Here is a 26,071-nt window from a genome sequence, read left to right as displayed (position 1 = left end):
GGGGCGCTCGGCGGTCTCCGGGGTCGCGGGCGGGCTCGGGGGGCTGCTGGGCGGAGTGGTGGACGCGTTGATGACGCACTCTCCTCGGCGGGGAAGGAGCGGGGGGTGAGGCTGTGGGGGCAGGGCGGGGGTGAAGCTATCGCGCCGGAGGGCCGTCAACACGCTGTGCGCTGCCAGAAGGTGATGCGATGACGAACGGTCCGGGTCTCCCGGGGCCCGGAGCGGCGGCGGATGCCGTCGTCCGGGCCCCGGGAGACCCGAGGTGCACGGCGCTCGGACCGGGGTGCGGTCCGCGCGTGCGATGTTACGGGGTGGTCTTGACGGTGATCTTGCCGTCGATGATGTCCTTCTTCGCCTTCTCCACGGCGGTGACGACATCGGTCATCTTCGTGTACGCCGGGTTGGAGTCGGCCAGGCCGACGCCGTCCTTGTCCAGGCCGTACCGGATCTCACCGGACTCGGGCTTGCCGTCCTTGACCGACTTGATCAGGTTGTAGACGGAGTCGGCGACGTCCTTGGTGACCGAGGTGAGGATCTTGTCCTTGTACTTGGCCAGGCCCTTCTGCGCGTACTGGTCGGAGTCGACGCCGATCGCCCACTTGCCGGCCGTCGCGGTCGCCTCGATGGCGCCGAAGCCCGCGAGACCGGCGGCGTGGTAGACCACGTCGGCGTTCTTGTCGAGCTGGCCCTGCGCGGCGGCCTTGCCGAGGTCGGGCTTGGAGAAGCCGTCGAAGTTCGGGGGCTGCGTCAGGTACTGCGACAGGATCTTCACCGACGGGTCGGTGGCCTTGACGCCCTGCTCGAAGCCGGCCTGGAACTTCTTGATCAGCGGGGTCTCGACACCGCCGATGAAGCCGACGGTCTTCGTCTTGGTGGTCTTGGCCGCGGCGACGCCCGCGAGGTAGGAGCCCTGCTCCTCGTTGAACACCATGTTGGCGATGTTCTTGTCGGTCACCGACGAGTCGTCGATGATCCCGAAGGAGACCTTCGGGAACTTCGGCGCGACCTTCTTGATCGCGGGCGCGTAGGCGAAGCCGACCCCGATCACCGGGTTGTTGCCGGCGCGGGCCAGGTCGGTCAGGCGCTGCACCTTGTCGGCGTCGCCCTCCCCGTCCGTCGGCTCCGAGTCGGTGCCCTTGACGCCGAGGTCCTTCTCGGCCTTGGCCAGACCGGCGTAGGCCGCGTCGTTGAAGGACTGGTCACCCTTGCCACCGACGTCGTAGGCGATGGCGGCCTTGGCCTCGTTGGAGTCGGTTCCGGCCTCCGACGAAGACTTGCCGCCACAGGCGGTGACGGAGAGCGCGAGTGCCGCTGACGCGGCGCCCACGGTGGCTATCCTGGTGATCCGGCGCACGGAAGGCTCCTTCTGGCCTGAGCGCCTCTTCCGGCGCTGGTTTCGCGGCGATCGTAACGCGCGTAGATGTCAGATAAAGACCTGTACGGAAGCCGTTATCGGATCGTCGCGAACGGGAAGCGAACAGCAGGGGAGCGAGAGGCGCGCCGGAGCTCCCCGGGCCGGTTACGGACGGTCGCCGTCGATCAACGCGGCGGCGGTGAAAAGCTCCACCCCGACCTGGATGGCGTGCTCGTCGACGTCGAAATCGCCACGATGCAGGTCGTACCGCGCCTGGCTGCCGGGGACCCGTACGCCGAGCCGCGCCATGGCCCCCGGCACCTGTTCGAGATACCAGGAGAAGTCCTCGCCGCCGAGGCTCTGCTCGGTGTCCTCGATTGCATACGAACCGCGGCGCGCGGCGTGCGCGGTACGGAGCAGTTCGGTGACGACGGGGTCGTTGACGACCGGCGGCACCCCCCGTACGTACGTGATCAGTGACTTGGCGCGGTGGAGCGTGGCGACCTCGTCGATCGCGGCGTGCACCAGGTCCGGCGCGTCCCGCCACGCGGGCAGGTCCAGGCAGCGGACGGTGCCGGACAGCTCGGCGTGCTGCGGGATGACGTTGCAGGCGTGGCCCGCCTCGATACGGCCCCAGGTGAGGGCGAGCCCGGAGCGGGCGTCGACGCGGCGCGCGAGCAGCGCGGGCACCTCGGTGGCGACCTTGGCGACCGCGGTGACGAGGTCGGTGGTGAGGTGCGGGCGGGCGGTGTGGCCACCGGGGCCGTCGAGGGCGATCTCCAGCCGGTCACAGGCGGAGGTGATCGGTCCTGGCCGCAGTCCGATCGATCCGGCGTCGACCTTGGGGTCGCAGTGCACGGCGATGATCGATCCGACGCCGTCCAGGACACCGGACTCGATGGCGTCGGCGGCGCCGCCGGGCAGTACCTCCTCGGCGGGCTGGAAGATCAGCCGTACGGCGGACGGCAGCAGCCCCTGCCGGTGCAGGTCGGCGAGGACGAGCCCGGCGCCGAGGACCGCGGCGGTGTGCACGTCGTGCCCGCAGGCGTGCGCGCGGTCGGGCACGGTGGAGCGGTACGGGACGCCGGTCTTGGTGTCCGGGATGGGCAGACCGTCGATGTCGGCGCGCAGGGCGAGCATGGGGCGCGCGGGGTCCGGGGTCCCGATGTCGCAGACGAGCCCGGTGCCGGTGTGGAGGACGCGCGGTTCGAGTCCGGCCTGCTCCAGCCTGCGCTTGAGCGCTGCGGTGGTCCGGAACTCCTGGTTCCCCAGCTCGGGGTGCATGTGCATGTCCCGGCGGAAGGCGATCAGCTCGTCGCGCAGGGCGTCGGGCAGCGTGCCGGGGAGTGCCGGGTGCGTCGCTTCCCCGGGCAGATCGGTTTCGGACTCGCAGGACATCAACTGGCTCACCTGTCGAAGGGTAGGCCCCTTTAGTGATCAACCACCCCCTGATCAATAAAATTTCAGCCACTCAGGCGAAGAAACCTGGCGGCGGTGTGCATGCCGGAAAGACAGAGTGGGTATACCGGCATCTTCCGACTCGGCGGTCGTCACGCTCACCAGCCGCACGGTTCAGAGATCGTCCGGCAGAATCCTGAAGTGCGCACACCTGCGGCGACAGCCGCACCGCCCGCACCGCCCTGACGGCGGCCGGCCCGCCACCCGGGGAGGGGAGCGGGCCGGGACGGGGCCGGTGAGTCGGGGTCAGGCCGGTGACGGGAGTCTCGGGAGGCGGTGGACGTCGCGGGCCGTGCCCGTGACGCCGGAGAGGAAGCCCTGGGCGCGGGGCGAGGCCGTCTCCTTGAGCCATTCCGGGGCTATGTCGCAGACCGCGACCCGTACGCCCGTGCCCGCGAGGGCCAGCGGCAGGGTGTGGACCACCGTGGAGGGGAAGCTCAGCACCGTACGGCCGATCGGGCCGCGGCGGGCGATCAGCTCCAGGGGCAGGTCGGGGCGGACGATCTCCAGGCCCGTCGCGTTGTGGAGCCGGTGGAGCTTGTCGACGTGCTCCCGGCGGTGGGCGAAGTAGCGCGTCGCCCCGTGGGTGCGGGCGAGCGCGATGACCGCCTCGGTGTACAGGTCCGCGTCGACCACGCCCGTCTCGACCAGCGAGGTGCCGACCATGTCGGCACCGGTCGTGATCCGCGGCGGCCCGAAGGTCGCGCGCGTCCAGGCGAAGGTGTTGGCCGTCACGGTGATGCCGTCCGGCACCCCCTCGACCGGCATCGAGGTGAAGACCTCGACGGTACGGGCGGCCGACGGGGTGAGCCGGCGGCGCGCGGCCGCGGTGACCGGTGCCAGGACCAGTTCCCGCGGCCCGCGCGACCCGCCGCGCCGGTGCCAGCGCACCAGCCGCTCGCCCCGGGCGAGCTGCCCGACGAACTCCATCGTCGCCGTGCCGTCGTCGACGACCGTCAGCTCCTTGGTGGGGACCAGGGCCAGCAGGAGCTGTACGTAGCGGGAGAACGGGTCGCCGATGACGACCCGGTCCGCCTTCCGCAGCAGCGGTGCCAGCTCCCGTACCGTGCGCAGCGGCGCCCCCGCCCCACCGCGCGCCTCCTGCCAGCGCACCGTGAAGCCCTCGTCGCGGGCCAGCTCGGCCACCCGGCGGAGCTGGCCGCGCGACATGGGGTCGGTGGGCGACAGCACGACGACGGTGAGCGCGTCACCCGTCGCGTTGAGGTGCGCCCACTCCAGCACGTTCAGAAGCTGGACCGGGCTCTCGACGAAGGCGATCGTGGGCGCGGAGGCTGCCGCGGCAGCGCTCTCGCTCGGGTACGGGGAGCTGCCCCCGCCGGCACCGGTCATGGCGTCAGACCGCTACCGGCTCGGCGGCCTCGGCGATGACGCCCGCGACGCGGCGGAGCTTCTTCATCGGGCCGAGCTCCGACTCGTACACCTTCTTGACGCCGTCACCGAGGGACGCCTCGATGGTGCGGATGTCGCGGACGAGGCGCGTCAGGCCCTGCGGCTCGACGGAGGCGGCCTGGTCCGAGCCCCACATGGCGCGGTCGAGGGTGATGTGGCGCTCGACGAACGTGGCGCCGAGGGCGACGGCGGCGAGGGTGGTCTGGAGACCGGTCTCGTGGCCGCTGTAGCCGATCGGGACGTTCGGGAACTCGGCCTGGAGGGTGTTGATCACCCGCAGGTTCAGCTCCTCGGCCTTGGCCGGGTACGTCGACGTGGCGTGGCAGAGCAGGATGTTCTCGCTGCCCAGGACCTCGACCGCGTGGCGGATCTGCTTCGGCGTCGACATGCCGGTGGAGAGGATGACGGTGCGGCCGGTGGCGCGCAGGGCGCGCAGCAGCTCGTCGTCGGTGAGGGAGGCGGAGGCCACCTTGTGGGCGGGCACGTCGAACTTCTCCAGGAAGGCGACGGCCTCGGTGTCCCACGGGGAGGCGAACCAGTCGATGCCGCGCTTGGCGCAGTGCTCGGCGATGGTGCGGTACTCGTCCTCGCCGAACTCGACGCGGTGGCGGTAGTCGATGTACGTCATCCGGCCCCAGGGGGTGTCGCGCTCGATGTCCCACTGGTCGCGCGGGGTGCAGATCTCCGGGGTGCGCTTCTGGAACTTGACCGCGTCACAGCCCGCCTCGGCGGCCACGTCGATCAGGGCCAGGGCGTTGTCCAGCTCACCGTTGTGGTTGATGCCGATCTCGCCCGTGATGTAGACGGGGCGGCCGGGGCCCGCGGTCCGGGTGCCGAAGGTCCGCAGACGGGAGGGGGAGTTGGTGCTCATGGCGGTGCGTCCTTAACTGTTGACTGCGTGGAGGGTGTGGGGGTTCACGGGGGCGGTGGGAGTGGTGGAGAGCGCGGGGCCGAGAAGCCAGGTGGCGATCTCCCTGATGGCTCCCTCACCGCCGGGCCTGGTGGTGACGGCGCGCGCCGCGGCGCGTACCTCGTCGTGGGCGCTCGCGACGGCCACCGGCCAGCCGGCGAGGCCGAAGCACGGCAGGTCGTTGACGTCGTTGCCGACGTAGAGGACCCGTTCGGGCGCGATGCCGTGCTCGTCGCACCACTGCTTGAGCGCCAGGTCCTTGCGGTCGATGCCGTGCAGCACCGGTACCTGGAGCTTGCGGGCGCGGGCCGCGACGACCGGGTTCTGCTCGGTGGACAGGATGAGCAGTTCGAGCCCGGAGCGGCGCAGCGCGGCGATCCCGAGGCCGTCGCCGCGGTGCACGGCGACGGTTTCGCGGCCGTCGGAGTCGATGTGGACCTTGTCGTCGGTCTGCGTCCCGTCGAAGTCGAGGACGACGGCGTCGACGTCGTCGTACGAGGGGAGGACCTGCGGGTCGAGGAGCGGCGCGAGGAGCCGGGCGCGGGCCAGGTCGTGCGGGTCGTCGATCTCCAGGACCCGCGCGGGGTCGGTGGGGACGAGCGCGGTGCGGCCGAAGAAGCGGTGGCGCGCGGCGCGGAAGCCGTCGGCGCGCATCGCGTAGGCGGCGCCGGTCTCCAGGTACTCCTGGGGGCGGTCCTGGCGGCGCGGCCGGTTCGCCTTGTCGTGGTTGACGCCGTAGCCGTCCGGTTCGGCGCGGCCCGCGCCGTCCTGGCGCCAGACGAAGCCGTGGGTGGGCGCGACGGTCAGGGCGGTGTCCGCGCCGTCCTCGGTGACGGCGCCGGTGACGCCGTCCAGGTCGTCGGCGGTGAGGAAGGGGCTGGTGCACTGCACCAGCAGCACGACGTCCAGGTTGTCGGCGCCGCCGTCGCCGCGCGTCGCGCCGTACGCGTCCATGGCGTGCAGGACGGCGTCCTCGCTGGTCGCGGTGTCCCCCGCGATCGCGGCGGGGCGCAGGACGACCTCGGCGCCCGCCGTGCGGGCCGCCTCGGCGATCAGGGCGTCGTCGGTGGAGACGACGACGTCGGTGACGCGCCGGGCCGCCAGGCAGGCGCGGACCGCCCGGACGACGAGCGGGACGCCGCCGACGGCGGCGAGGTTCTTGGCGGGTACGCCCTTGGATCCGCCGCGTGCGGGGATCACCGCGAGGACGGTCATCAGTACTCCGTAGGGGGTCGGGTGTGCGCGGCTCGTGCGGGGACAGGTCGTGCGGGGGTGCCCGGGTGTCCGGCGGGCGCGGTCACAGCTCGCCCATCCGGCGGATGACCGGCGCCACCCGCTGCACCCCGTGCCGGTAGGCGCCGCGGGCCGCTCCCCGTACCGCCTCGCGCACCACGCGCCGTACCCCGCTCGTGCTGTTCTCGGCGGTTCTGGCGGCGGCGGGCAGCGGAGTCCCGTCCGCCGCGAGGTGGTAGCGGGCGAGCAGGCCCGGGAGGTATCCGGGGGCGGTGGTGGCCGTGTAGTACGGGCTGATCCCGGGGAGTTCCCCGGCGCCGGCCCGCTCGGTCAGTTCGGTGACGCGCCGGCGGGCCGTGTCGAAGGCCTTGGCGTACGAGCCGTCCGCGGCGACGCCCTGCCGTTGGGCCCACCGGGCGTCGGGGACGGGGCGTCCGCCGCCGTCGAGCTGGTCCCAGGAGGCCAGGCAGCCGGAGCCGATGAAGTGGTGGTTGCCGAGCGGTTCGCGCACCCCGAAGTCGGTGAGGATCGCGGTGGGCACGGAACGGTGCAGGGACTCCAGGGCGGCCGTCGAGGAGACGGTGACCAGCAGGTCCGTACGGTCCAGGACCTCGCCCATGTTCCCGTACACCAGGCGGAAGTTGTCCGGCAGTCCGCCGGGCACCTTCTCCGCGAGGCGCTGGTACGGGAACTCCTCGATGTGCGTGGTGTGCTCGCCGGGCTTGCTGCGCAGCTTGAGCAGCACCTCGCGGCGCGGGTGGAGCCTGGCGTGCTTGACGAGGCGGCGCAGCAGGTACGTACGGTCGGCGCGGGTCGCCGGTACGGACGGCTGCGCGGCGAAGACGAGGGTGTCGCGGCCCTCCTCGGGCTGGTAGCGGGCGCCGCCGAGGAACGGCAGCGCGGCCTCGGTGACGGAGGACGCGTCGGCGCCCACGCCCTCGTACACGGCGCGGAAACGCTCCGCGTCGTAGAGGGAGTTGGCGAGGACGACGTCCGCGCCGTGGCGCAGCAGGAGCCCGTCGGAGAGCTTCTCGTAGACGACACCGACATAGCCGGTGACGACGACGGGCCGCTCCGCGAGCTTCAGCGCGGCGATGCCGTGCAGCATCGCCTGGACGGCGCCGCCGACGAGGGCCAGCACGACGATGTCGTACGACTCCTCGCGCAGCGCCCGCAGGAAGGCGGTCCCGGTCACCTCGCGCAGGGCGTCCGCGTCCGCGCCGACCTCCGCGAGCTGACGGGGCGTGGGCGTGGCCCGGCCGCGCAGCAGGAAGCCGCTGAGCTCTGTGGGGCGGTCGTCCGGGGCGATGCGGCGCGCGGTGAGCGCGCCCCACTTCCACCGGGTGTCGGAGTCGGCGAGCACGGCGACCCGGACCGGTTGGCTGATACGTGATGGCACGCCGAGGACGTTAGGAAGCCATTCCGTTTCTCGGCCCAACTCAATGGCAATGGAGGGTTAACAACACGTCTACGAATGAAGTCGCACCCCGGGAAATGCCCGGAACGGCCACCACCTTCGGCCGATTCACTGTTCCGACACTCTTCGTTCATCTGGGATGCCCCGCGAAGTCAGCCCTGATGACGGCATGCCCCCTAGCGTCAGCCGGGTGGTGAAGCTCTCTGTTGTCGTGCCGTTCTACAACGTGCGGACATATGCCCCCGAAACCTTGCGCAGTCTGCAGGCGAATACGCGTGCCGACTTCGAATTCCTGCTTGTCGACGATTGTTCGTCGGACGGTACCGGCGAGATCCTGGACCGCGCCGAACGCGAACTGCCCGGCGCCAGGGTGATCAGACACGAGCGGAACGGAGGACTCGCCACCGCGCGCAACACCGGTCTGGACGCCGCGACGGGTACGTACATCACGTATCTGGACGGCGACGACTGGGTGGTTCCCGGCTATTTCGAGCGGCTGCTCGCGGCGGCCGAGGAACTGGACGTCGATTTCGTCCGTACCGACCATGTGCAGTTCACCGGCAAGTCCCGGGCGGTGCACCGGGTCCCGGTCGGCCGGCGCTCCACGGTGCTGAACCCGCGGGACGCGATCCTGCCCGCCGACCGGTCCACCTCGGTCGACTACGCCTACGCGTGGGCCGGGATCTACCACCGCCGGCTGGTCGACCGCGGGCTGCTGCACTTCACGGACGGGCTGCGCACCGCCGAGGACCGGCCCTGGATCTGGCGGCTGCACCGGGAGGCGGAGTCGTTCGCCGCGGTGAGCCTGCACGGGGTGTTCTACCGGCGCGGGGTCACCTCGTCGCTCACCCAGATCGGTGATGTCAGACAGCTCGACTTCATCCGGGCGTTCGACCAGGTGGTGGCGGAGACGGCCGCGGACCGGGACGCGGATCTGCTGCTGCCGAAGGCCGTACGGACGTACTGCGCGGTCATGGCCCACCACCTTGGCTCCATCGAGAGGTTCGAACCGCCCGTGGCACGTAAACTCCGCTCGCTCAGCGCGGCGGCCCTCAAGCGCATTCCGGCGCCGCTCCTCACGGAGACCCTGGACTCGATGGACTCCGCGCGGGCCGGGCGGCTGCGCCGGGTCCGCCGGCGTCCGGTCGCGCAGCGCGGGCCGGAGGCGGCAGCCTGATGAGCACCTCGGCCAAGGGCACCACGCAGCTCTTCTTCGCCTGCACGCAGTACGCGGCGGCGACCGTCACGGCGGCCGTCCGGGCCGGGCTGTTCGGCCCGCGCGCGGAGCACCGCCGGATCCTGGTCATCAGCGACACCTCGTCCGCCCCGGAGCTGGGCTCCGCGCTGGAGACGCTGCCCGGCTTCCGCCGGCTGCGGCCGGAGTACGACGAGATCCGGTCCTGGAACGACTTCGTACGGCCCTTCCACCCGGCCGGCTGGTCCCCCCGCGAACAGGACGCCTCGCTGTGGCAGCGGGCCGTCCGGGAGGCCTGGGGGCTGGGCGACGCGCCGGTGGAGATCGCCTGCGAGTCGATCCAGGCCAATCCGTCCCAGGCGGTCGCGGTCATCTTCGGGGACAGCCCGCTCCATGTGTACGCGGACGGGCTGATGAGTTACGGGCCCACGAGGAGCAAGCTCGACCCGCTGATCGGGGGGCGGGTCGAGCGGCTGCTGCACCTGGATCTCGTACCGGGTCTGAAGCCGCTGCTGCTGACGGAGTTCGGCGTCGAGCCGGAGATCATCCCGGACAGCACCTTCGTGGAGGTGCTCGCCGAGATCGCGGACGCGGAGAGCGCGGCGGACGCGCGGCTGGACGCGATCGCGGACGGTGGGGCCCTCGACGAGCCGCCCGCGCTGATCCTCGGCCAGTACCTCTCCGCACTCGACATCCTCACCGTGGCGGAGGAGGAGGAGCTGCATCTGGGGATGGTCAGGGGCGCGATCGCCCGGGGCCACCGCAATGTCGTCTTCAAGCCCCACCCCTCCGCGCCCGCGCAGTGGTCGCGGAAGCTGGAGGAGGAGGCGGCGGCCCTCGGGGCGACGCTGACGGTACGGTCGGGCCCCGTGCTGGCCGAGGTGCTGTACCAGCGGCTGCGCCCCGCCCTCGTCATCGCCTGCTTCTCCACGGCCCTGTTCACGGCCCAGGCCTTCTACGGGCTGCCGGTCGCGCGGACGGGCACGGAACTGCTGCTGGAGCGGCTGGCCCCGTACCAGAACAGCAACCGGGTGCCCGTGACGATCGTGGACGCGCTGCTGCCGCCCCTGGAGGGGACGGCGGGCGCGGGTGCGGGCGCGGCTCAGGGCGAGCCCGCGTCGCACGAGCCGTACGAGCCGCTGTCCGAGCTGGTCGCGGCCGTCGGGTTCGCGATGCAGCCGCAGATCTACCGGAGTCTGCGCCCGGCCGCCGAGGGCTTCCTCTCGCGGCACCTGACCCCGCGCACCTCGGTCTACTTCAAACGCCGCAGGCTCGCGGTGCTGGCGCTGCCGGGCGGCGTTCCCACCCAGCTCGCCTTCATCCCGCGCAACGCGACGGTACGCAGGGTCGCCCGGCACGCACGCTCGTTCAAGAAGGCGGCCCTGGGCTGAGATCCCGGCCGGCCGTGCGAGGCGGAGCGTTGCGACGGAACGCGGCGCTCCGCCTTACGTGGTCCGTGACCTGTGATCCGTACGAAGCCCGTGTTCATCCATGTTCATCCATTCCCCGACCGACGCATCGACGCAGGGACGAACGGAACCCCGGAATGACTCAAACGATCCTGGCCCAAGCTCCGGAGCCGGCGCCCGAGCCAGTGGGTACCCCGGCCCTCGCCCCGGAGCCCGCCCCCGCGGCGCCCCCCGGGAAGGAGAACCGCCTGCGCGCCCTGGACGGCCTGCGGATCCTCGCCGCCCTGATGGTGTGCACCTTCCACTACGCGGGGAAGGGGCAGGTGGAACGCGCGTGGGGCCAGTCCCCGAAGGAACTCTTCCCCGATCTGTCGGCGGTCGCCACCTACGGTTCGCTGGGGGTGCAGCTCTTCTTCGTCATCAGCGGCTTCGTCATCTGCATGAGCAGCTGGGGCCGTTCGCTCGGTGACTTCTTCCGCTCCCGCGTCACCCGGCTCTACCCGGCCTACTGGGCGGCCATCGTCCTCGTCACCGCCGCGTGCGTCGCCCTGCCGTCGGTCATCGCCCCCCTGCGCCTCAACGAGGTGCTGGTGAACCTGACGATGCTCCAGCAGCCGATGGGCGTGGACCGGGTCCTCGGCGTGTGCTGGACCCTGTGGGTCGAGGCGCGCTTCTACCTGCTCTTCGCGCTCTTCGTGGTGTGGAAGGGCGTCACGTACCGCCGGGTCGTCATCTTCTGCTGCCTGTGGACGGTGGCGGGGGTGTTCGCCCGGGTCGCCGACCATCCGCTCACCGACGAACTCGTCATGCGTGACCACGCGCCGTTCTTCATCGGCGGCCTCGCGCTCTACCTGATCCACCGGTACGGCAGCGATCTCCTGCTCTGGTCGATCGTCGGCACCAGTTGGCTGCTCGGCCAGCGGTACTCGACGACCGCGCTGTGGGACCCGAACGCGACGAGCGTCTTCCAGGAGCGCTCCCCCTACGTGATCCTGCTCCTGGTCACCTTCGCCTTCGGCGCGGTGGCCGCCGTGGCGCTCGGCTGGCTGCGGTGGGCGAACTGGCGCTGGCTGACCTTCGCCGGGGCGCTCACGTACCCCTTCTACCTGATCCACGAACACCTCGGCTGGTTCGTGATCGCCGTCTACCACCGGAAGTTCGGCCTGGAGCCGCGGCTCACGTTCGTCGCCACGGTCGTCTCGCTGCTCGTGGTCGCCTGGCTGATCCACCGGCTGGTGGAGAAACCGGTCGGCCCGCGCATGAGGCGGATGATGAAGCGGCAGGCGGAGCGGCTGCGCACGTCGTCGTAACGCCCCGGCACGGCCCACGTACGGACGGCGGCCCGGGAGTTCACCGCTCCCCGGCCGCCGTCCGCCCGGATCACCAGGCCCAGCGCTGCTCCGCGCCGCCGTTGCACGTCCAGATGATGGCGGCGGTGCCGTTCGCCGTGGAGCCGCCGTTGTCGAGGGAGAGGCACTTGCCGGACTTCACGTTCAGGAGTTCACCGCTGTTGTAGAGCACCCAGGACTGCTCGGCGCTGCCGTTGCACGTGTACTGGATCGCGGCAGCCCCGTTGGCGGTGGAACCGCCGCCGGCCACCGAGAGGCACTTGCCGCTCTTGAGGTTGAGCAGCCCGGCGCTGTCGAACGCCCAGTACTGTTCGTCGCCGCCGTTACATGTGTACTGAATGGCGGCGGCATTGTTCCCGGTGGAACCGCCCCCCGATATGGAGAGGCATTTACCGCTCTTTCCGTTGAGCAGCGTCGCGTACACGGCATTCTGGTCGGCGAAGGCCGTTCCCGTACCGGCGAAAACGGCCGCGGTCGCCACTCCCACGGCGAAGACCCCACGAATGAGCGCGGTGCGCACCATAACCATCCCCTTCAGGAAGCAACTGGAACAACACCGGGATCCTGTCAGAGAATTCTGCCGAAATATCGGCCGTTTTCGGTCGTACCGGAAAGGGAACGCACGGCGGGGCGCGGGCGACATCCTTGTTCCGCCCCGCCGAACGGGAGGGAAAGAGGCTGCGTGGATCCGGCCGGAACGGACGACTCCGGGCGGCACGGACCAGCACCGCCCGTTCCGTGATCGACCGAAACCGACCCCTTGCGGTTTCAGCGTGTGTCCGGCCGCTCACCCACGGGCCCCGTCCCGCCAACTGGGCCTGGGGCCAACGGGGCGGCCCGCCCCCGACGGCCATGCCGGCCGGGCGGGCGGGGACCCGATCGGCCTGACGGAATGGCTGGCGGAGGCCGGCCGCCCCTACACTCCACACAACGACGCGTGACGAGGCGTGACGGCCGATCGACAGGGAGTGCGCATGAAGGCGAACAAGGGCGACCGGCTGGTCATGCACGGCAGGGTCGTCGGCAAGCACGACCGCGTCGTGGAGATCGTGGAGGTGCTGGGCCCGGAGGGCACGCCGCCCTTCCGGGTACGCGCCGAGGACGGCCACGAGACCATCATGTCGCCGGGTCCGGACACGATGGTCGAACACCGCAAGGGCAACGACTGACGCCCCACCGAGGGGCCGCGGCCCGTCAGTGGGCGATGGTGTCGATCAGCTCCCGCGCGCCCTGGCGCAGCAGCGCGAGGGCGACGGACGCGCCGAGATCGGCCGGGCTGAGCAGCCCGGCCCACTCGTGGGCGTTGAGCACGGTCTTGCCGTCCGGAGTGAAGACGCAGGCCCGCAGCGAGAGATCACCGTTGGGGCGGGCGGTGGCGTACCCGGCGATGGGGCTGTTGCAGTGCCCCTGGAGGACGTGCAGGAACATCCGCTCGGCCGTCGTCTCCCGGTAGGTGTCCGGGTCTCCGAGGCCGCTGACCGCGTCGATGAGCGTCGCGTCGCCCTCACGGCACTGGAGGGCGAGGACCCCGGCGCCGATGGGCGGGCACATCGTCTCGGGCGACAGGATCTCCGTGATCACGTCGGTGCGGCCGATCCGTTCCAGGCCGGCGGCGGCGAGCAGCAGCGCGTCGGCCTCACCCGCGGCGAGCTTCTCCAGCCGGCGGTTGGCGTTGCCCCGGAACGGGACGCACTCCAGATGCGGGTGGGAGGCGGCGAGCTGGGCGGTCCGGCGTACCGACGACGTACCGATCCGCGTCCCCTCGGGCAGCCGGTCGAGGGTCAGACCGCCGGGGTGGATCAGGGCGTCACGGATGTCGTCCCGCTTGAGGAACGCCGCGAACGTCGTGCCCGCGGGCAGCGGCCGGTCCGCCGGTACGTCCTTGACGCAGTGCACCGCGAGATCCGCCTCGCCCGCGAGGAGCGCGGCGTCGACCTCCTTGGTGAAGGCGCCCTTCCCCTCGACCAGGGAGAGGTCGCCCATCCACTTGTCACCGGTGGTCTTGACGGGCACCACCTCGGTCACCGTACCGGGATGGAGCGCCCGCAACTCGGCACGGACCCGCTCCACCTGGGCCAGGGCCATGGGCGAGTCGCGGGAGACGATACGGATCAGCTCAGGAGCGGACATGCCATCCACGATAGACCGCCCGCGGATGCCTCCCGGACCGCCGCCGGACCGACGCACGCACCCCGGCCGGCGTCAGACGCTGCTCAGTGAGAGCTTCGCCGCGAACCCGAGGAACATCGCTCCCGCCGCCGTCGTCATCCCCGCCGAGAGGCGCTTACGGCGGCGGAAGGCCGCCGCGAGCCGGGTGCCGCCGAATATCAGCGCCGTGAGGTAGAGCGCGCTGGCCGCGTTGGCGAGGATCCCCAGGAGTACGAAGGAGAGCGCGGGGTGGGCGTAGCCGGGGTCGACGAACTGGACGAAGAAGGAGATGAAGAACAGGATCGCCTTCGGGTTGAGCAGACTGATCATCAGTGCCTTGCGGTACGGGCGCTCGACCGCCGGGGCCGTCTCCCGTCCGCCGGCGGGGTTCGGCTCGTCCCGTTCGTGCCGGGCGCGCCACATCGACCACGCGGCGCGCAGCATCCCGACGGCCAGCCAGGTCAGATATCCGGCGCCCGCGTACTTCACGATGCCGAACAGCACGTCGTTCGCCTGGAGGAGCGAGGCGACGCCCGCCGCCGAGAGCACCATCAGGACCGTGTCACCGCACCAGACCCCCGCGGCGGCCTGGTAGCCCGCGCGTACGCCTCGCCGGGCCGCGACCGAGAGCACGTAGAGGGAGTTCGGGCCCGGCAGGAGAACGATCAGCGCGAGGCCGACGAGATAGGTCGGCAGATCAGTGACACCCAACATGTACCGGAGTGTCGCATACGAGTTCGATGCCTTGCCGGGATATTCCGGCTGCCGGACACCGCCGCCCGACACGCCCCGGGGAACGCCCCGCGAGCGCCCCGGAGCCGCCCCGGGAACGCCCGGGGAAAGGGGCGCGCGGTGCCGTCGGAACGCCTCAGCGGTGCTGTCGGAACACTTCAACGGTGCCGTCGGAACGCCTCAGTACGCGTCCACCGGAACGTACGTCCCCCACACCTCCCGCAGCGCGTCGCACACCTCCCCCACCGTCGCCCGCGCCCGCAGCGCCGTCCGCATCGGGTGGAGCACATTGGCCGTGCCCGCCGCCGCCTCCCGCAGCTCGGCGAGCGCCGCGGACACCGCCGCGCCGTCCCGCTCCGTCCGCAGCCGCGCCAGCCGCGCCGCCTGGCGGGTCTCGATCCCGGGGTCGACGCGCAGCGGGGTGTACGGCTCCTCCTCGTCCAGCGCGTACCGGTTCACGCCGACGACCACCCGCTCACCGCTCTCCGTCTGCTGGGCGACGGCGTACGCGGCGCGCTCGATCTCGCCCTTCTGGAAGCCCCGTTCGATGGCGCCGACCGCGCCGCCCATGTCCTCGACGCGCGCCATCAGCGCGAGCGCCGCCGCCTCCACCCCGTCCGTCAGCCGCTCGACGGCGTACGACCCGGCGAACGGGTCGACGGTCGCGGTGACGTCCGTCTCGTACGCCAGCACCTGCTGGGTACGGAGCGCGAGGCGCGCCGCCTTGTCCGAGGGGAGCGCCAGGGCCTCGTCGTAGGAGTTGGTGTGCAGCGACTGCGTGCCGCCGAGGACCGCCGCCAGGGCCTGGACCGCCACCCGGACGAGATTGGTCTCCGGCTGCTGCGCGGTGAGCTGCACGCCCGCCGTCTGGGTGTGGAAGCGCAGCATCAGCGACCTGGGGTTCCGCGCGCCGAACCGCTCGCGCATGATCAGGGCCCAGATCCGGCGCGCGGCACGGAACTTGGCCACCTCTTCGAGGAGCGTCGTACGCGCGACGAAGAAGAAGGAGAGCCGGGGCGCGAACTCGTCCACCTCCATGCCCGCCGCCAGCGCCGTCCGTACGTACGCGATGCCGTCCGCCAGCGTGAACGCGATCTCCTGCGCGGGCGTGGCCCCGGCCTCCGCCATGTGGTAGCCGGAGATCGAGATGGTGTTCCACTTCGGGATCTCGGCGTGGCAGTACCGGAAGAGGTCGGCGACCAGCCGCAGGGAGGGTTCCGGCGGGAAGATGTAGGTGCCGCGCGCGATGTACTCCTTCAGCACGTCGTTCTGGACGGTCCCCGTCAGCTCCCTCGCCGGAACGCCCTGTTCCTCCGCGACCAGTTGGTAGAGGAGGAGCAGCACGGCGGCGGGCGCGTTGATCGTCATCGAGGTGGAGACCTCGCCGAGCGGGATCCCGTCGAACAGGACCCGCATGTCGTCGATCGAGTCGATCGCGACCCCGACCCTGCCGACCTCGCCGCGTGCCAGGGGCGCGTCGCTGTCGTACCCCATCTGCGTCGGCAGGTCGAAGGCGACGGAGAGGCCGGTCGTGCCGTGCGCGATGAGCCGCCGGTAGCGGGCGTTGGACTCGGCGGCGGTGCCGAACCCGGCGTACTGCCGCATCGTCCACGGCCGACGGGTGTACATCGTCGGGTGGACACCACGGGTGAAGGGGTACGCGCCGGGCTCCCCCAGCTTCTCGGCGGGGTCCCAGCCGGCCAGCGCGCCGGGCCCGTACAGCGGCTCGACGGGCACGCCGCTCTCGGTGAGCCTGACGCCCCGTCCGTCGCCGGGTTCACGGGCCGGGCCGGTCGTCGGGTCCGCCGGGTCCTTCATCGGGTCGGTCATCGGATGCCGCCTCCCGTCGCTGACCACCGGTCACCACGGACTGTAGCGGCGGCCGGTCGTCCGCGCGCCCGGGAATTCGGGGGTTACGGGCACACGGGCGGTGTCGGCGCGGGATCATGGCACTCCGGTCACTCCGGTCCGGCAACGCGCCGGGAACCGTCTTCTTTCTCTTCGGGGAGCCGCGAAGATGCTCACGACATCCACCCTGTGCAGAGGGTTCGCCACGGCCGCCGTACTGGCCGTGAGCGTGGGTTGTACGGTGCAGCCGGGTACGGGCGAGCCCGCGGGCGACGCCAAGGGCGGGGGATCCCTGGGAGTGAGCATCGGCCCGCTGCCCGAGCGGACCACCGCCACGCCCACCCCGCCGGCGCCGACGGCCGCGGCGGCCCGCCCCGCCACCGACCGGACCAGGACCCCGACGCCCACGTCCGCGCCACCCGAGACCTCGCCGCCGAGCCCCGGCCCGACGCGGACCGCGCCCAGGACGCTGATGGCGGCCGGCGGCCGGAGCGACCAGGTGCGCGAACTCCAGGCCCGGTTGGGCCAGATCGGTTACTTCGACCGCGCGCCCACCGGCTACTACGGCTCGGTCACCGCCACCGCGGTCTCGGCCTTCCAGGACAGACGGGGGCTGCCCACGACCGGCGCGACGGACACCGTCACCTGGCAGCGGCTCCTCGGCATGACCCGCACACCCACGGCCGACGAACTGACCCCGCCCACCACCAGGCCGGTCGCCGCGCCCGATCCGCGCTGCATGAAGGGGCGGGTGATGTGCATCAGCAAGACGAGCAGCACGCTCTCGTGGATGATCGACGGGAAAACGAAGTCGTCGATGGACGTGCGCTTCGGCTCCGAGTACACGCCCACGCGTGAGGGGACGTTCGAGGTCGGCTGGAAGTCCCGGCACCATGTCTCGACGCTGTACGACTCCCCGATGCCGTACGCGATGTTCTTCAGCGGCGGCCAGGCGGTGCACTACTCCGCGGACTTCGCCGCCCGCGGCTACTCGGGCGCCTCGCACGGCTGCGTCAACGTCCGGGACGAGAAGAAGATCGCCGCCCTCTACGCGCAGGTCAAGACGGGCGACAAAGTAGTCATCTACTGGTGAGGGACGACTCTGCGGCCGCGGGTGGAGAGAGGCGCGGGCGGGACCGGGGGAACGAGTCCCGCCCGCGCCGATGCGCCGAGCCAAGGTACGGGGGGAACCCCGGCTCAATGCGCTGCCGATGACCAGTCGGCTCACTCTCTACTGCGTCATGGCGCGGAAAAATGTCACACCGAATACCAAGTTATTGGATAACCGCAGGTCAGGGCTGGTCTGACGAAGATTCCCCGGTCGGCGTCGGCGCTGTCGGTCCTGTCGGTCCTGTCGGGTCCTTCGCCGCGTCCGTCGGGCCTCGTGACGCTTCCGGTGCCTCTGGGCCCTCCGGGTCCGGCGCCCCGTACGTGGGCGGCGCGAGGCTCGGTCGGATCGACGGCGCGGGGGTGAGCTGCGGCTGCCCGCTCTCGCCCCTGCCGCCCTGTTCGTCCTGGCCGCCTTCGCCGTCCTGGCCGCCGTCTTCTCCCCGGCCGCCTTCTTCTCCGCGACCACCCTGGCCGCCGTGGCCGCCCTCGCCGCCCTCGCCGTTCCGGTCCTTGCCGCCGTTCCTGCCGCCGCCGCCCCGCAGATCGCCGCCGAGCAGCCGGTCGCAGTAGCGCTCCGTACCCCCGGTTCCGTCGGCCGCCGAGTCCAGCGCCTTCCTGCGTCCGGAGTCGATCGCGCCGTTGCGGAAGTCGCGGCAGGCGTCGACGGTCTCGTGGTACCAGGCGCCGGACGCCGGGTCCGTGTTCGGCACGAAGGGCTCGCTCCGGCCGTCCGCCGATCTGGCGGGGGCCTCGTCCCCGTCGGCCTCGCCGCGCACGCCGGCGTCCGTACCGCTCCCCGTATCGCCGACCCCGCCCCGCGCGGCCTCCGCCGTCGAGCCCGGCGAGGAGGGGCCGACGGGAGCGCGCTCGTCCACGCCGTCCGCGCTCGGGCGGTCCGAGGGTGGCGCGGACCGGTCGTGGCTCCGGTCGGAACCGGACGACAGCGGCCTCGGGGAGGCGCCCGCCGAGACGGAGCTGGCGGGCCCCGGGGCGGGTCCGCCGAAGAGCGAGGGCAGTACGGTGGCGCCCGCCGCGACCGTGATCCCTCCCAGCGCGCAGCCGGCCACCGCGACGACCAGCCCCCGGCTCAGCGGACGGCCGCGCCGCCGCGTCCGCGCGGTCCCGGGCGCCAGGGCGAGCCGTACCGTTCCGAGCAGGTCCGTGGCGCCGTCCGGCTCGGCGGCCCGCCGGAAGGCGGCCAGGGCAGCGGCCTCACCGGGCAGTTCCTCATCGTTTGCGTACGTGACGGCGGACATGTCCCGCAGTGCCCCGGAGAGCCGTTCCCGCCGGGCCCGCGCATCCGCGTCCGGCGCCTCGACAGGCTCACCGCGCAGCAGTCTCTCCGCCGCGTCCTTGTCGAGCCACGCGTCCCGCTCGTCGGCCATCACATGTCCTTCTGCGTCCGCAGGCGCGAATACGTCACACCTGTGGAAGCGGCGGCTCCCGGTCGTGGGCTGCGCTGCGGGGGTACGGCGGCCAGCTCCGCGCGGGGGCCGGCGCCGCCCGCAGTGGCGCCGGGAGTGACGTCGGGGCCCGCGTCCGCCCCGCTGTCCGCGTCGAGGAGTTCGGCCAGCCGCTTGAGCCCGCGGTGCGCGGCCGTCCGTACCGCACCCGGGCGCTTGCCCAGGGTCTTGGCGGCGCTCTTCGCGTCGAGGCCGACCACCACCCGCAGCACGACGGCCTCGGCCTGGTCCTGCGGAAGCCGGGCGATGAGCTCCATCGTCCGGCCGGTCGCGAGGGCTTCCATGGCCTCGTCCGCCGTGTCCGAGTCGGCCGCCCTGCCGGTCAGTTCCGTCTCGTCGGCGCCGATGGCCGGGCGTCTGCCGCGCATCCGGAGGTGGTCGAGGGCACGGTTACGGGCGATCCGCGCCGCCCAGCCGCGGAACCGGTCGGCGTCGCCGGTGAAGCGGTCGAGGTCGCGGGCGATCTGGAGCCATGCCTCGGAGGCCACGTCCTCGGCGTCCGGCTCGCCGACGAGTGTCCGTAGATAGCCCAACAACCGCGGGTGCACCGCGCGGTACACAGTACGGAAGGCGTTCTCGTCCCCGTCCTGTGCCGCGAGCACCGCGGCGGTCAGCTCCGCGTCGTCCCCCAGCACTCCCACAACCTGTCCTGAAATCGCGGTCGGTCACTACCGCGCCGCCCCACGCGCTTCTGCACGCTACGGCCTTACCCGGTCCGCGTCCACGCCTAGTACAACCTGCAACAACTTGCTGGCGTTATGAGGTGTGACACAGAACGCCCCCGTGGCGCTGATATGAATACGGGGCCGTGCTGCGGCTCCGTCGGACGGCGACCGGGGCCTCTCCTGTGGGGGGTGGCGGCTCCGGTCGTCCTCCCATTCCCCTGCTCCGGCCTGGGACGATGCGCGACAGCGACGACCGACGCGGCCACCGCGCGGCCAACCGACCAGACGCCTCACGTGATCCTGGCCGGACAGGTGCGCCGAGCCGTCCGGGATGCCGGCGGATCGAGGCCGGCCCTTTCGTGCTCGGAGCCGCCAGGTCCTACTCGTCGGAGGGAACGGGCCAGTGGTCCGGTTTTCCCGCGGATGACAGCGGAACGGCGGGCGACAGGGGGCTGGCCGCGGCCGGGGACAGCGCGTCGAGGACGAGCGTGACGTAGCGCCGCCAGCCGTCACTGCCGGGGTCCATGCTCCACAGGACCCCGACCAGCATTCCCATGATCCTGTGCAGGTCGTCGGCGACCACGTCGTCCCGGATCTGGCCGGCCCGCTGGCCCCGGCGGAGGAGCTGGGCCAGGGATCCGAAGAACTGGGCCGGCACTTCCGCGGCGATGGCTCCGGAGTTCTTGGCGGCGGCCAGGGTGTTGCGTTCGCGGGCCGCGATGGACATCGCGGCCTCCAGCATGGTGGCCAGTGCGCGCCGGGGGTTTTCGTCGCCGAGGGCCTGTTCGGCGGCGGGAGACATGATCTCCGTCAGGCTCTGGTCGACGGCCGCCCGGACGAGTTCTTCCTTGTCGGTGAACCGGCGGTAGAGCGTGGCGATACCCACCCCGGCGTGGCGGGCGATCTCGTCCAGCGACGCGTCGGGGCCGCTTGCGGCGAATACCTCCCGAGCCGCTCGCAGGATCCGTTCCGAGTTGCGTACCGCGTCGGCACGCATCCGTCTCGCAGGCTCGTTCGTCATCCCCCGACCGTAGCATCCGATGGCTGACTATCACTTGTGGTAGCGTGCCCTCAGACGTAAACGATAGAGAACTATCGTTAATGTGTGAATGGAAGCGTCGCTCATGGAGGAGTTCGCGATGAAGGTGGAAGTCGATGTCCCGAAGTGCGTTGCCTCCGGGCAGTGCGTGCTGATCGCGCCCGAGGTGTTCGACCAGCGCGACGAGGACGGGCTGGTGGTACTGCTGGACGAGACGCCCCCTCCCGGTCTGGACGACGCCGTGCGCGAGTCGGCGATGGTCTGTCCGGCCGCCGCGATCCATCTGGTGGAGTCGTGAACCGGGTGGTGATCGTCGGCGCGTCGGCCGGCGGGCTGGCCGCCGCTGAGGGGCTGCGGCGATCGGGGTACGACGGTGTGATCACGCTGATCGGGGACGAGCCGTACCTGCCCTACGACCGTCCGCCGCTGTCCAAACAGATCCTGACCGGACAGTGGCAGCCCGACCAGCTCGCCCTGCGCCCGCAGGCGGACCTCGACGCTCTGCGGCTGGACCTGCGTCTGGGAGTGCCCGCCGCCGGACTGGACCTGGCCGGGCGGACCGTCGCGCTGGCCGATGGCACCCGGGTGCCCTACGAGGGTCTGGTCGTCGCGACCGGTGTCCGCCCCCGCCGTCTGCCGGGCTGTGAGGATCTGGCCGGGGTGCACACGCTCCGGGGCCCGCATGACGCGCTGGCGCTCAAGGAGCGGCTGCTTCCGGGGCGGCGGCTGGTGATCGTCGGTGCCGGGTTCGTCGGCGCCGAGGTGGCAGCCGTGGCCCGTGGGCTCGGAGTGGACGTGACCATGCTGGAGTCGGGCCCGGTCCCGATGGCCATGGCCATCGGTGAGCAGGCCGGGCGGTTCCTGGCCCAGGCCCACGTCGACCGCGGAGTCGACCTGCGCACCGGAGTCAGGGTTTCGGAAGTCCTCGGCGCCGACGGTGAGGTCCGCGGTGTGCGACTGGCCGACGAGAGCGTGATCCCCGCGGACGACGTACTGGTCGCCATCGGCTCCCTGCCCAACACCGAATGGCTGGAGAACAGCGGGCTCGCCGTGCTGGACGGCCTGCTGTGCGACGAGTTCAGCTCCGCCGCACCCGGTGTGTACGGGGTGGGGGACGTGGCCCGCTGGTGCAACCCGCTGTTCGGTACGGCGATGCGGGTCGAGCACCGTACCAACGCCACCGAGCAGGGCCTTGCCGTCGCCCGCAACCTGCTCGCCCCGGACCTGCGGCAGCCGTTCGCCCCGGTGCCGTACTTCTGGTCCGACCAGTACGGGATGAAGATCCAGGCGTACGGGTATCTGCGCGCCCACGAGGAAGCCCGGGTGGTGGACGGCGACGTGGCGCAGGGACGCTTCCTGATCGCCTACCGCCGGCAGGACCGGCCGGCCGGAGCACTCGCGATCGGCATGCCACCGAAGACCCTGCGCGCGTGGCGGGCGCTCATCGCGGCCGGCGCGCGGTGGAACGAGGCCGTCGCCGGCACCGCCGCCGCCTGACCGTCGCGGGCCACCGGCCCCCGGCACAACCACCACCGCGCCTGAGCGGTGCCATCAGCGTCAACCGACCCCATGCCAAGGAGCAGTCATGAGTTTGGGTACCGACATGAACGACACGGCGGGTCTGCCGTCCTTCCCCGGCGTGCGTGACGCACGGTGTCCCTTCGATCCGCCCCAGGAGTACGCGCAGTGGCGTGACAAGGACGGGTTGCAGCGGGCGGACTGGCACGGCTCGCCCGTCTGGATGGTGAGCCGCTTCGAGGACATCCGGGCGGTGCTGAGCGATGAGCGGATCAGCTCGGCCACGGTGGACACCGAAGGCCGGCCGCCGATCTTCCCGAAGATGGACGACCCGGAGCACGCCCGGCTGCGCCGGATGCTGACCAAGGATTTCACGGTCAAGAAGGTCCAGGCGATGCGCCCGCAGATCGCGGAGATGGTCGACGACATCCTCGAAAAGATGATCAGCAAGGGACAGCCGGCCGACCTCGTCACCGATTACGCGCTGCCCATCCCGTCGCTGGTGATCTCCCTGCTGCTCGGGGTGCCCTACACGGATCACGGGTTCTTCCAGGAGCACAGCAACATCCTCCTCAACGTCAAGGCCGGTGAGGAAGAACGGCACGCGGCGAGCATGGCGCTCTACGGCTACCTGCTGGAGCTGGTGGCACGCAAGGAGCGTGAGCCGGGGGACGACCTCATCAGCAGGCTGATCACCGAGCGGGTCCTCACCGGCGAGATCACCCGCGAAACAGCCGCGATGAACGGCAACATCCTCCTGATCGCCGGACACGAGACCACGTCCAACATGATCGGCCTGTCCACCCTCACCCTCCTGCGGAACCCCGAGGCACTGGCCCGGATCCGTGACACGGACGACCCGGCCGTCCTCGCGAACGCCGTCGAGGAACTCCTGCGCTACCTGACCATCGCCCAGGACATGATCGTGCGCGTGGCCCTGGAGGACCTCACCATCGGCGGGCAACTCGTACGCGCCGGAGACACGCTGGTCACCAACCTGTCCGCCGGAAACCGGGACTCGGCATTCCTGACCGACCCCGACCGCTTCGACATCGGCCGCAGCGCCCGCGGACACCTCGCCTTCGGCTACGGCGTCCACCAGTGCCTCGGCCAGTCACTGGCACGCGCGGAACTTGAGATCGCGCTGCCCGCACTCCTGCGCCGACTGCCCGGACTGCGCCTGGCGGTACCGGCCGAGGAACTGAGGTTCCGCCACGAGATGGCCACCTACGGCGTCCACGAACTGCCGGTCGCCTGGTAGCCACCCCTTCACGCCGACGACGAAGGAGCGAACGATGAGACGATCCGGCACAGAATCCACGGCCGCGAGCCGAGTGGCCGTGGTCACGGGTGCCGCCTCCGGCATGGGGCTGGCCATCTCCCGACGCCTGGCCGAACAAGGGCACCGCGTAGCCCTGTTCGACCGGCAGGGCGACGCGGTACGGCAGGCCGCAACCGAGCTGAGTGCGGTGCTGGACTCCGCCGCGCGGGCCTACGAGGTCGACGTCACCGACCGCGACGCGATCAACAACGCCGTACGCGCCGTGCGGGACGAGTTCGGCCCGGTGGAGATCCTGGTCGCCTCCGCCGGTGTCGACTCCTTCGCGCCGGTCACCGACATCACCGTCCAGGAGTGGGACCACGTCCTCGGCGTCAACCTCACCGGCACGTTCCACTGCGTCCAGGCCGTCGTCCCGGACATGCGGGCAGCCGGCTGGGGCCGGATCGTCACCATCTCCTCGGTCAGTGCGCAGTCCGGCGCCACCAACATCGCGCACTACGCCGCGGCGAAGGGCGGCGTCATATCCCTCACCAAGGCACTGGCGCTGGAACTCGGCCCCACCGGCATCACCGTCAACACCATCCCTCCCGGACTCATCGACACCCCCATGGCACGGCACGCCGAGAAGACGGGCAGCGTCAGCATCGAGGCATCCGCCGCCATGATGCCCCTGCGCCGTCCGGGGACCGTCGAAGAGATCGCGGCCACCTGCGCGTTCCTCTGCTCGGACGGCGCCGGCTACATCACCGGCCAGACCATCGGTGTCAACGGCGGCTACTACATGTAACGGGCACCACCGGTCGTGCCGTCCGCCGAGCGGTTCGAAGACGACATGACACCCCAGGACGGAAAGCTCGAAAACAAGGCCGGGATAGTGCGGGAAGCACGCACCGGCAGGCAGGGTGAATGGGCATGGCTGATCCGATCGACGTATCCGAGCGCCGGGAGTTGTGCGACCTCCTGACCGAGCTGGGGCCGGACGCACCGACCCTGTGCGAGGGATGGACGACCCTCGACCTCACCGCGCATCTGGTGCTGCGTGAGCATTTCAGGCGATGGACCGACGAACGGATGGCGGCCGAGAAGGCCAAGGGCCTTCCGGCCCTCGTCGACCGGCTCCGCGGCGGTGCCCCTCTTGTCCCGTGGCGCCTGCCCAAGATCCGCACACTCATGAACGGCGTCGAGTACTTCATCCACCACGAAGACGTCCGACGGGCCAACGGCCAGGGACGGCGCGCCGATCGGCCCGACCTTGAACAGGCGGCCTGGCGACTGACCGGCTACGCCGGCAAACGCCTCGCCCGCCAGATCCGACCCCACGGCCTCGAACTGCGCCGCCCCGTAGGCAACCCCCGTCACTTCGGCCCGGCCGGCCGCGCCGTACTCAGCGGCGAGCCGACCGAACTGCTGCTGTACCTGAGCGGACGCCGCGACGCGGCCGCCGTCGGTCTCGAAGGAAGTACCTCCGCGGTAGCCGCGCTCCGAGACGCGCACACACGGTTCTGACCTCGAACAAAGATGTAGGACATCGCCACAGGAGACGGCATGAACATCGCCACCACAGCCCTGATGAACACGGGGCACCACGCCGAGGGACCACCCGGCACGCTCAACACCCGGGCCCTGGCCGGATACGCCGACCGGACCTCCCGGATCGTCTCGGGCAGGGCCTCCGCGATATGCGCCGGCGGAGCCCTGTCCGCCCTGGTCGCGGCGATCCTCCAGGCCGGCCGATGGTGACGCCCCTGGTACTCGTGCACGGAGGAGGCTTCGACAGCCGCTGCTGGGACCTGCTGCTGCCCGAACTCGGCACGGACACGGTCGCCGTCGACCTCCCCGGGCGAGGGCGCCGCCCAGCCCCGCTCGAATCGGTGACCTACGCCGATTGCGCGCATGCCATCGCCGAGGACATCGACACGGCAGGCTTCGACAGAGTCGTGCTGGTGGGCCACTCCCTCGGCGGCTGCTCGCTGCCGCCCGCCATGAAGCTCCTGGGCGACCGCGTCCAGCACGTCGTCTTCGTCGCCGCGACAGTTCCCGAACACGGGACCAGTGTGATGCGCGACGTACAGCCCGCCGTCCGCCAGGACGTGGAGAGACCCCACACCGGGCAGCGGACGACGATGGATCCCGCACAGGCGAAGGCGTACTTCGGCAACGACCTGGACGACGAGCAGTTCGCCTGGTGCGTCGAGCGCCTGGTCCCCGAGGCACCAGGACTGCCCGCCGAACCGGCCGACCTGTCCGGGCTGCACTCATCCGTCCCCCGCACCTGGATACGGGCCACGAAGGACGCCATCGTCCCGCCCGAGGCCCAGTCACGCTTCGCGGCCCGCATCGGCAACTGCCAGGTCATCGACCTCGACGCGGGACACATGTGCATGATCAGCCAACCGGCGGCGCTGGCCCGGATCCTTCACAGCATCGCGGCGACCTGACCACCCCAGCCCGTCACGCCCCGAGCCCGGATGTCATCGGCAGTGACGGGTGACGGGTGACCGGAGGAACCGCGCCGAGGTTCCGTACCGGGC

The 26,071-nt window shown here is 71.3% G+C and carries 25 protein-coding genes; 12 read left to right on the top strand and 13 right to left on the bottom strand.

Annotated features, from left to right (window positions below):
* Positions 1-304: 304 nt before the first annotated feature.
* The 6 genes from ACFXPL_RS18880 to ACFXPL_RS18855 form a co-directional block, all read right to left on the bottom strand.
* A complete protein-coding gene (locus ACFXPL_RS18880; RefSeq protein ID WP_384920243.1) occupies positions 305-1,354 on the bottom strand; it encodes a BMP family protein in 1,050 nt (349 codons plus the stop codon).
* A gap of 165 nt (positions 1,355-1,519) precedes the next feature.
* Positions 1,520-2,752, bottom strand: coding sequence for an amidohydrolase (locus ACFXPL_RS18875; RefSeq protein ID WP_384920310.1), 1,233 nt, complete (start codon positions 2,750-2,752; stop codon positions 1,520-1,522).
* Positions 2,753-3,058: 306 nt separating this feature from the next.
* On the bottom strand, positions 3,059-4,162 hold the full coding sequence (locus ACFXPL_RS18870) for a hypothetical protein (protein ID WP_384920240.1): 1,104 nt from the start codon (positions 4,160-4,162) through the stop codon (positions 3,059-3,061).
* A 4-nt stretch (positions 4,163-4,166) separates the two neighbouring features.
* Positions 4,167-5,093, bottom strand: coding sequence for an N-acetylneuraminate synthase family protein (locus ACFXPL_RS18865; protein ID WP_384920237.1), 927 nt, complete (start codon positions 5,091-5,093; stop codon positions 4,167-4,169).
* 12 nt (positions 5,094-5,105) lie between these two features.
* Positions 5,106-6,347, bottom strand: a complete 1,242-nt coding sequence (locus ACFXPL_RS18860; RefSeq protein ID WP_384920234.1) for a cytidylyltransferase domain-containing protein — start codon at positions 6,345-6,347, stop codon at positions 5,106-5,108.
* Between the two features lie 82 nt (positions 6,348-6,429).
* Positions 6,430-7,764 carry a DUF6716 putative glycosyltransferase gene (locus ACFXPL_RS18855; RefSeq protein WP_384920231.1) on the bottom strand — a complete coding sequence of 445 codons (1,335 nt, stop codon included), beginning with the start codon at positions 7,762-7,764 and terminating at the stop codon, positions 6,430-6,432.
* Positions 7,765-7,972: 208 nt separating this feature from the next.
* Between ACFXPL_RS18855 and ACFXPL_RS18850 the strand changes: the two genes are divergently transcribed.
* The 3 genes from ACFXPL_RS18850 (at position 7,973) to ACFXPL_RS18840 (ending at position 11,696) form a co-directional block, all read left to right on the top strand.
* Positions 7,973-8,959, top strand: coding sequence for a glycosyltransferase family 2 protein (locus ACFXPL_RS18850; protein WP_384920228.1), 987 nt, complete (start codon positions 7,973-7,975; stop codon positions 8,957-8,959).
* A complete protein-coding gene (locus tag ACFXPL_RS18845) occupies positions 8,959-10,368 on the top strand; it encodes a polysialyltransferase family glycosyltransferase (RefSeq protein WP_384920226.1) in 1,410 nt (469 codons plus the stop codon). The genes ACFXPL_RS18850 and ACFXPL_RS18845 overlap by 1 nt, the downstream gene beginning before the upstream one ends.
* Positions 10,369-10,523: 155 nt before the next feature.
* On the top strand, positions 10,524-11,696 hold the full coding sequence (locus tag ACFXPL_RS18840; RefSeq protein ID WP_384920223.1) for an acyltransferase family protein: 1,173 nt from the start codon (positions 10,524-10,526) through the stop codon (positions 11,694-11,696).
* Between the two features lie 70 nt (positions 11,697-11,766).
* Here the strand turns inward: ACFXPL_RS18840 and ACFXPL_RS18835 are convergent, their stop codons facing one another.
* Complete coding sequence (locus tag ACFXPL_RS18835; RefSeq protein ID WP_384920220.1) at positions 11,767-12,258, bottom strand: RICIN domain-containing protein; 492 nt, start codon at positions 12,256-12,258, stop codon at positions 11,767-11,769.
* 451 nt (positions 12,259-12,709) lie between these two features.
* On the opposite strand from ACFXPL_RS18835, the gene ACFXPL_RS18830 reads away from it, so the two are divergent.
* Positions 12,710-12,904 carry a DUF1918 domain-containing protein gene (locus tag ACFXPL_RS18830; protein WP_384920218.1) on the top strand — a complete coding sequence of 65 codons (195 nt, stop codon included), beginning with the start codon at positions 12,710-12,712 and terminating at the stop codon, positions 12,902-12,904.
* Between the two features lie 25 nt (positions 12,905-12,929).
* On the opposite strand, the gene hemC is transcribed toward ACFXPL_RS18830, so the two are convergent.
* The 3 genes from hemC to ACFXPL_RS18815 all read right to left on the bottom strand — a co-directional run bounded on the left by hemC (position 12,930) and on the right by ACFXPL_RS18815 (position 16,445).
* Complete coding sequence (hemC, locus tag ACFXPL_RS18825) at positions 12,930-13,865, bottom strand: hydroxymethylbilane synthase (protein ID WP_384920215.1); 936 nt, start codon at positions 13,863-13,865, stop codon at positions 12,930-12,932.
* Positions 13,866-13,937: 72 nt separating this feature from the next.
* A complete protein-coding gene (gene leuE / locus ACFXPL_RS18820) occupies positions 13,938-14,597 on the bottom strand; it encodes a leucine efflux protein LeuE (RefSeq protein ID WP_384920212.1) in 660 nt (219 codons plus the stop codon).
* A 198-nt stretch (positions 14,598-14,795) separates the two neighbouring features.
* Complete coding sequence (locus ACFXPL_RS18815; RefSeq protein ID WP_384920209.1) at positions 14,796-16,445, bottom strand: methylmalonyl-CoA mutase; 1,650 nt, start codon at positions 16,443-16,445, stop codon at positions 14,796-14,798.
* A gap of 187 nt (positions 16,446-16,632) precedes the next feature.
* Here ACFXPL_RS18815 and ACFXPL_RS18810 point away from each other — a divergent pair, with 187 nt between their 5' ends.
* Positions 16,633-17,556 carry a L,D-transpeptidase family protein gene (locus ACFXPL_RS18810; RefSeq protein ID WP_384920207.1) on the top strand — a complete coding sequence of 308 codons (924 nt, stop codon included), beginning with the start codon at positions 16,633-16,635 and terminating at the stop codon, positions 17,554-17,556.
* 199 nt (positions 17,557-17,755) lie between these two features.
* Here the strand turns inward: ACFXPL_RS18810 and ACFXPL_RS18805 are convergent, their stop codons facing one another.
* From ACFXPL_RS18805 to ACFXPL_RS18795, 3 genes are all read right to left on the bottom strand, one after another.
* Entirely contained in the window at positions 17,756-18,958 is a 1,203-nt protein-coding gene (locus ACFXPL_RS18805; protein ID WP_384920204.1) for a hypothetical protein, read from the bottom strand.
* A complete protein-coding gene (locus ACFXPL_RS18800) occupies positions 18,958-19,671 on the bottom strand; it encodes an RNA polymerase sigma factor (RefSeq protein ID WP_384920308.1) in 714 nt (237 codons plus the stop codon). The genes ACFXPL_RS18805 and ACFXPL_RS18800 overlap by 1 nt, the downstream gene beginning before the upstream one ends.
* 409 nt (positions 19,672-20,080) lie before the next feature.
* On the bottom strand, positions 20,081-20,722 hold the full coding sequence (locus tag ACFXPL_RS18795) for a TetR/AcrR family transcriptional regulator (protein ID WP_384920201.1): 642 nt from the start codon (positions 20,720-20,722) through the stop codon (positions 20,081-20,083).
* 118 nt (positions 20,723-20,840) lie between these two features.
* On the opposite strand from ACFXPL_RS18795, the gene ACFXPL_RS18790 reads away from it, so the two are divergent.
* The 7 genes from ACFXPL_RS18790 (at position 20,841) to ACFXPL_RS18760 (ending at position 25,978) form a co-directional block, all read left to right on the top strand.
* Complete coding sequence (locus ACFXPL_RS18790; protein ID WP_384920305.1) at positions 20,841-21,038, top strand: ferredoxin; 198 nt, start codon at positions 20,841-20,843, stop codon at positions 21,036-21,038.
* On the top strand, positions 21,035-22,237 hold the full coding sequence (locus ACFXPL_RS18785; RefSeq protein WP_384920198.1) for an NAD(P)/FAD-dependent oxidoreductase: 1,203 nt from the start codon (positions 21,035-21,037) through the stop codon (positions 22,235-22,237). The genes ACFXPL_RS18790 and ACFXPL_RS18785 overlap by 4 nt, the downstream gene beginning before the upstream one ends.
* Before the next feature lie 88 nt (positions 22,238-22,325).
* Positions 22,326-23,519 carry a cytochrome P450 gene (locus tag ACFXPL_RS18780; RefSeq protein WP_384920195.1) on the top strand — a complete coding sequence of 398 codons (1,194 nt, stop codon included), beginning with the start codon at positions 22,326-22,328 and terminating at the stop codon, positions 23,517-23,519.
* A gap of 34 nt (positions 23,520-23,553) precedes the next feature.
* The gene (locus ACFXPL_RS18775; RefSeq protein ID WP_384920193.1) at positions 23,554-24,327 is read left to right on the top strand and encodes an SDR family NAD(P)-dependent oxidoreductase; all 774 of its coding nucleotides are present in this window, start codon (positions 23,554-23,556) and stop codon (positions 24,325-24,327) included.
* A gap of 125 nt (positions 24,328-24,452) precedes the next feature.
* Positions 24,453-25,046, top strand: coding sequence for a maleylpyruvate isomerase family mycothiol-dependent enzyme (locus ACFXPL_RS18770; protein WP_384920190.1), 594 nt, complete (start codon positions 24,453-24,455; stop codon positions 25,044-25,046).
* A 39-nt stretch (positions 25,047-25,085) separates the two neighbouring features.
* On the top strand, positions 25,086-25,280 hold the full coding sequence (locus ACFXPL_RS18765; protein ID WP_384920188.1) for a hypothetical protein: 195 nt from the start codon (positions 25,086-25,088) through the stop codon (positions 25,278-25,280).
* Positions 25,274-25,978, top strand: a complete 705-nt coding sequence (locus tag ACFXPL_RS18760; RefSeq protein ID WP_384920185.1) for an alpha/beta fold hydrolase — start codon at positions 25,274-25,276, stop codon at positions 25,976-25,978. The genes ACFXPL_RS18765 and ACFXPL_RS18760 overlap by 7 nt, the downstream gene beginning before the upstream one ends.
* The last annotated feature ends 93 nt before the right edge of the window (positions 25,979-26,071 follow it).

The organism is Streptomyces sp. NPDC059092 (assembly GCF_042756365.1).
Taxonomy (GTDB): Bacteria; Actinomycetota; Actinomycetes; order Streptomycetales; family Streptomycetaceae; genus Streptomyces.
Note: the sequence above shows the minus strand (reverse complement) of the source record. Positions and strands in the feature narration are given on the sequence as shown.

Coding starts and splice junctions, on each gene's coding strand:
- ACFXPL_RS18805 (WP_384920204.1), bottom strand. CDS start 18,958: ATGGCCGACGAGCGGGACGCGTGGCTCGACAAGGACGCGGCGGAGAGA.
- ACFXPL_RS18830 (WP_384920218.1), top strand. CDS start 12,710: ATGAAGGCGAACAAGGGCGACCGGCTGGTCATGCACGGCAGGGTCGTC.
- ACFXPL_RS18795 (WP_384920201.1), bottom strand. CDS start 20,722: ATGACGAACGAGCCTGCGAGACGGATGCGTGCCGACGCGGTACGCAAC.
- ACFXPL_RS18865 (WP_384920237.1), bottom strand. CDS start 5,093: ATGAGCACCAACTCCCCCTCCCGTCTGCGGACCTTCGGCACCCGGACC.
- ACFXPL_RS18770 (WP_384920190.1), top strand. CDS start 24,453: ATGGCTGATCCGATCGACGTATCCGAGCGCCGGGAGTTGTGCGACCTC.
- ACFXPL_RS18860 (WP_384920234.1), bottom strand. CDS start 6,347: ATGACCGTCCTCGCGGTGATCCCCGCACGCGGCGGATCCAAGGGCGTA.
- ACFXPL_RS18815 (WP_384920209.1), bottom strand. CDS start 16,445: ATGACCGACCCGATGAAGGACCCGGCGGACCCGACGACCGGCCCGGCC.
- ACFXPL_RS18760 (WP_384920185.1), top strand. CDS start 25,274: ATGGTGACGCCCCTGGTACTCGTGCACGGAGGAGGCTTCGACAGCCGC.
- ACFXPL_RS18835 (WP_384920220.1), bottom strand. CDS start 12,258: ATGGTGCGCACCGCGCTCATTCGTGGGGTCTTCGCCGTGGGAGTGGCG.
- ACFXPL_RS18840 (WP_384920223.1), top strand. CDS start 10,524: ATGACTCAAACGATCCTGGCCCAAGCTCCGGAGCCGGCGCCCGAGCCA.
- ACFXPL_RS18875 (WP_384920310.1), bottom strand. CDS start 2,752: ATGTCCTGCGAGTCCGAAACCGATCTGCCCGGGGAAGCGACGCACCCG.
- ACFXPL_RS18780 (WP_384920195.1), top strand. CDS start 22,326: ATGAGTTTGGGTACCGACATGAACGACACGGCGGGTCTGCCGTCCTTC.
- leuE (WP_384920212.1), bottom strand. CDS start 14,597: ATGTTGGGTGTCACTGATCTGCCGACCTATCTCGTCGGCCTCGCGCTG.
- ACFXPL_RS18775 (WP_384920193.1), top strand. CDS start 23,554: ATGAGACGATCCGGCACAGAATCCACGGCCGCGAGCCGAGTGGCCGTG.
- hemC (WP_384920215.1), bottom strand. CDS start 13,865: ATGTCCGCTCCTGAGCTGATCCGTATCGTCTCCCGCGACTCGCCCATG.
- ACFXPL_RS18810 (WP_384920207.1), top strand. CDS start 16,633: ATGCTCACGACATCCACCCTGTGCAGAGGGTTCGCCACGGCCGCCGTA.
- ACFXPL_RS18765 (WP_384920188.1), top strand. CDS start 25,086: ATGAACATCGCCACCACAGCCCTGATGAACACGGGGCACCACGCCGAG.
- ACFXPL_RS18845 (WP_384920226.1), top strand. CDS start 8,959: ATGAGCACCTCGGCCAAGGGCACCACGCAGCTCTTCTTCGCCTGCACG.
- ACFXPL_RS18790 (WP_384920305.1), top strand. CDS start 20,841: ATGAAGGTGGAAGTCGATGTCCCGAAGTGCGTTGCCTCCGGGCAGTGC.
- ACFXPL_RS18870 (WP_384920240.1), bottom strand. CDS start 4,162: ATGACCGGTGCCGGCGGGGGCAGCTCCCCGTACCCGAGCGAGAGCGCT.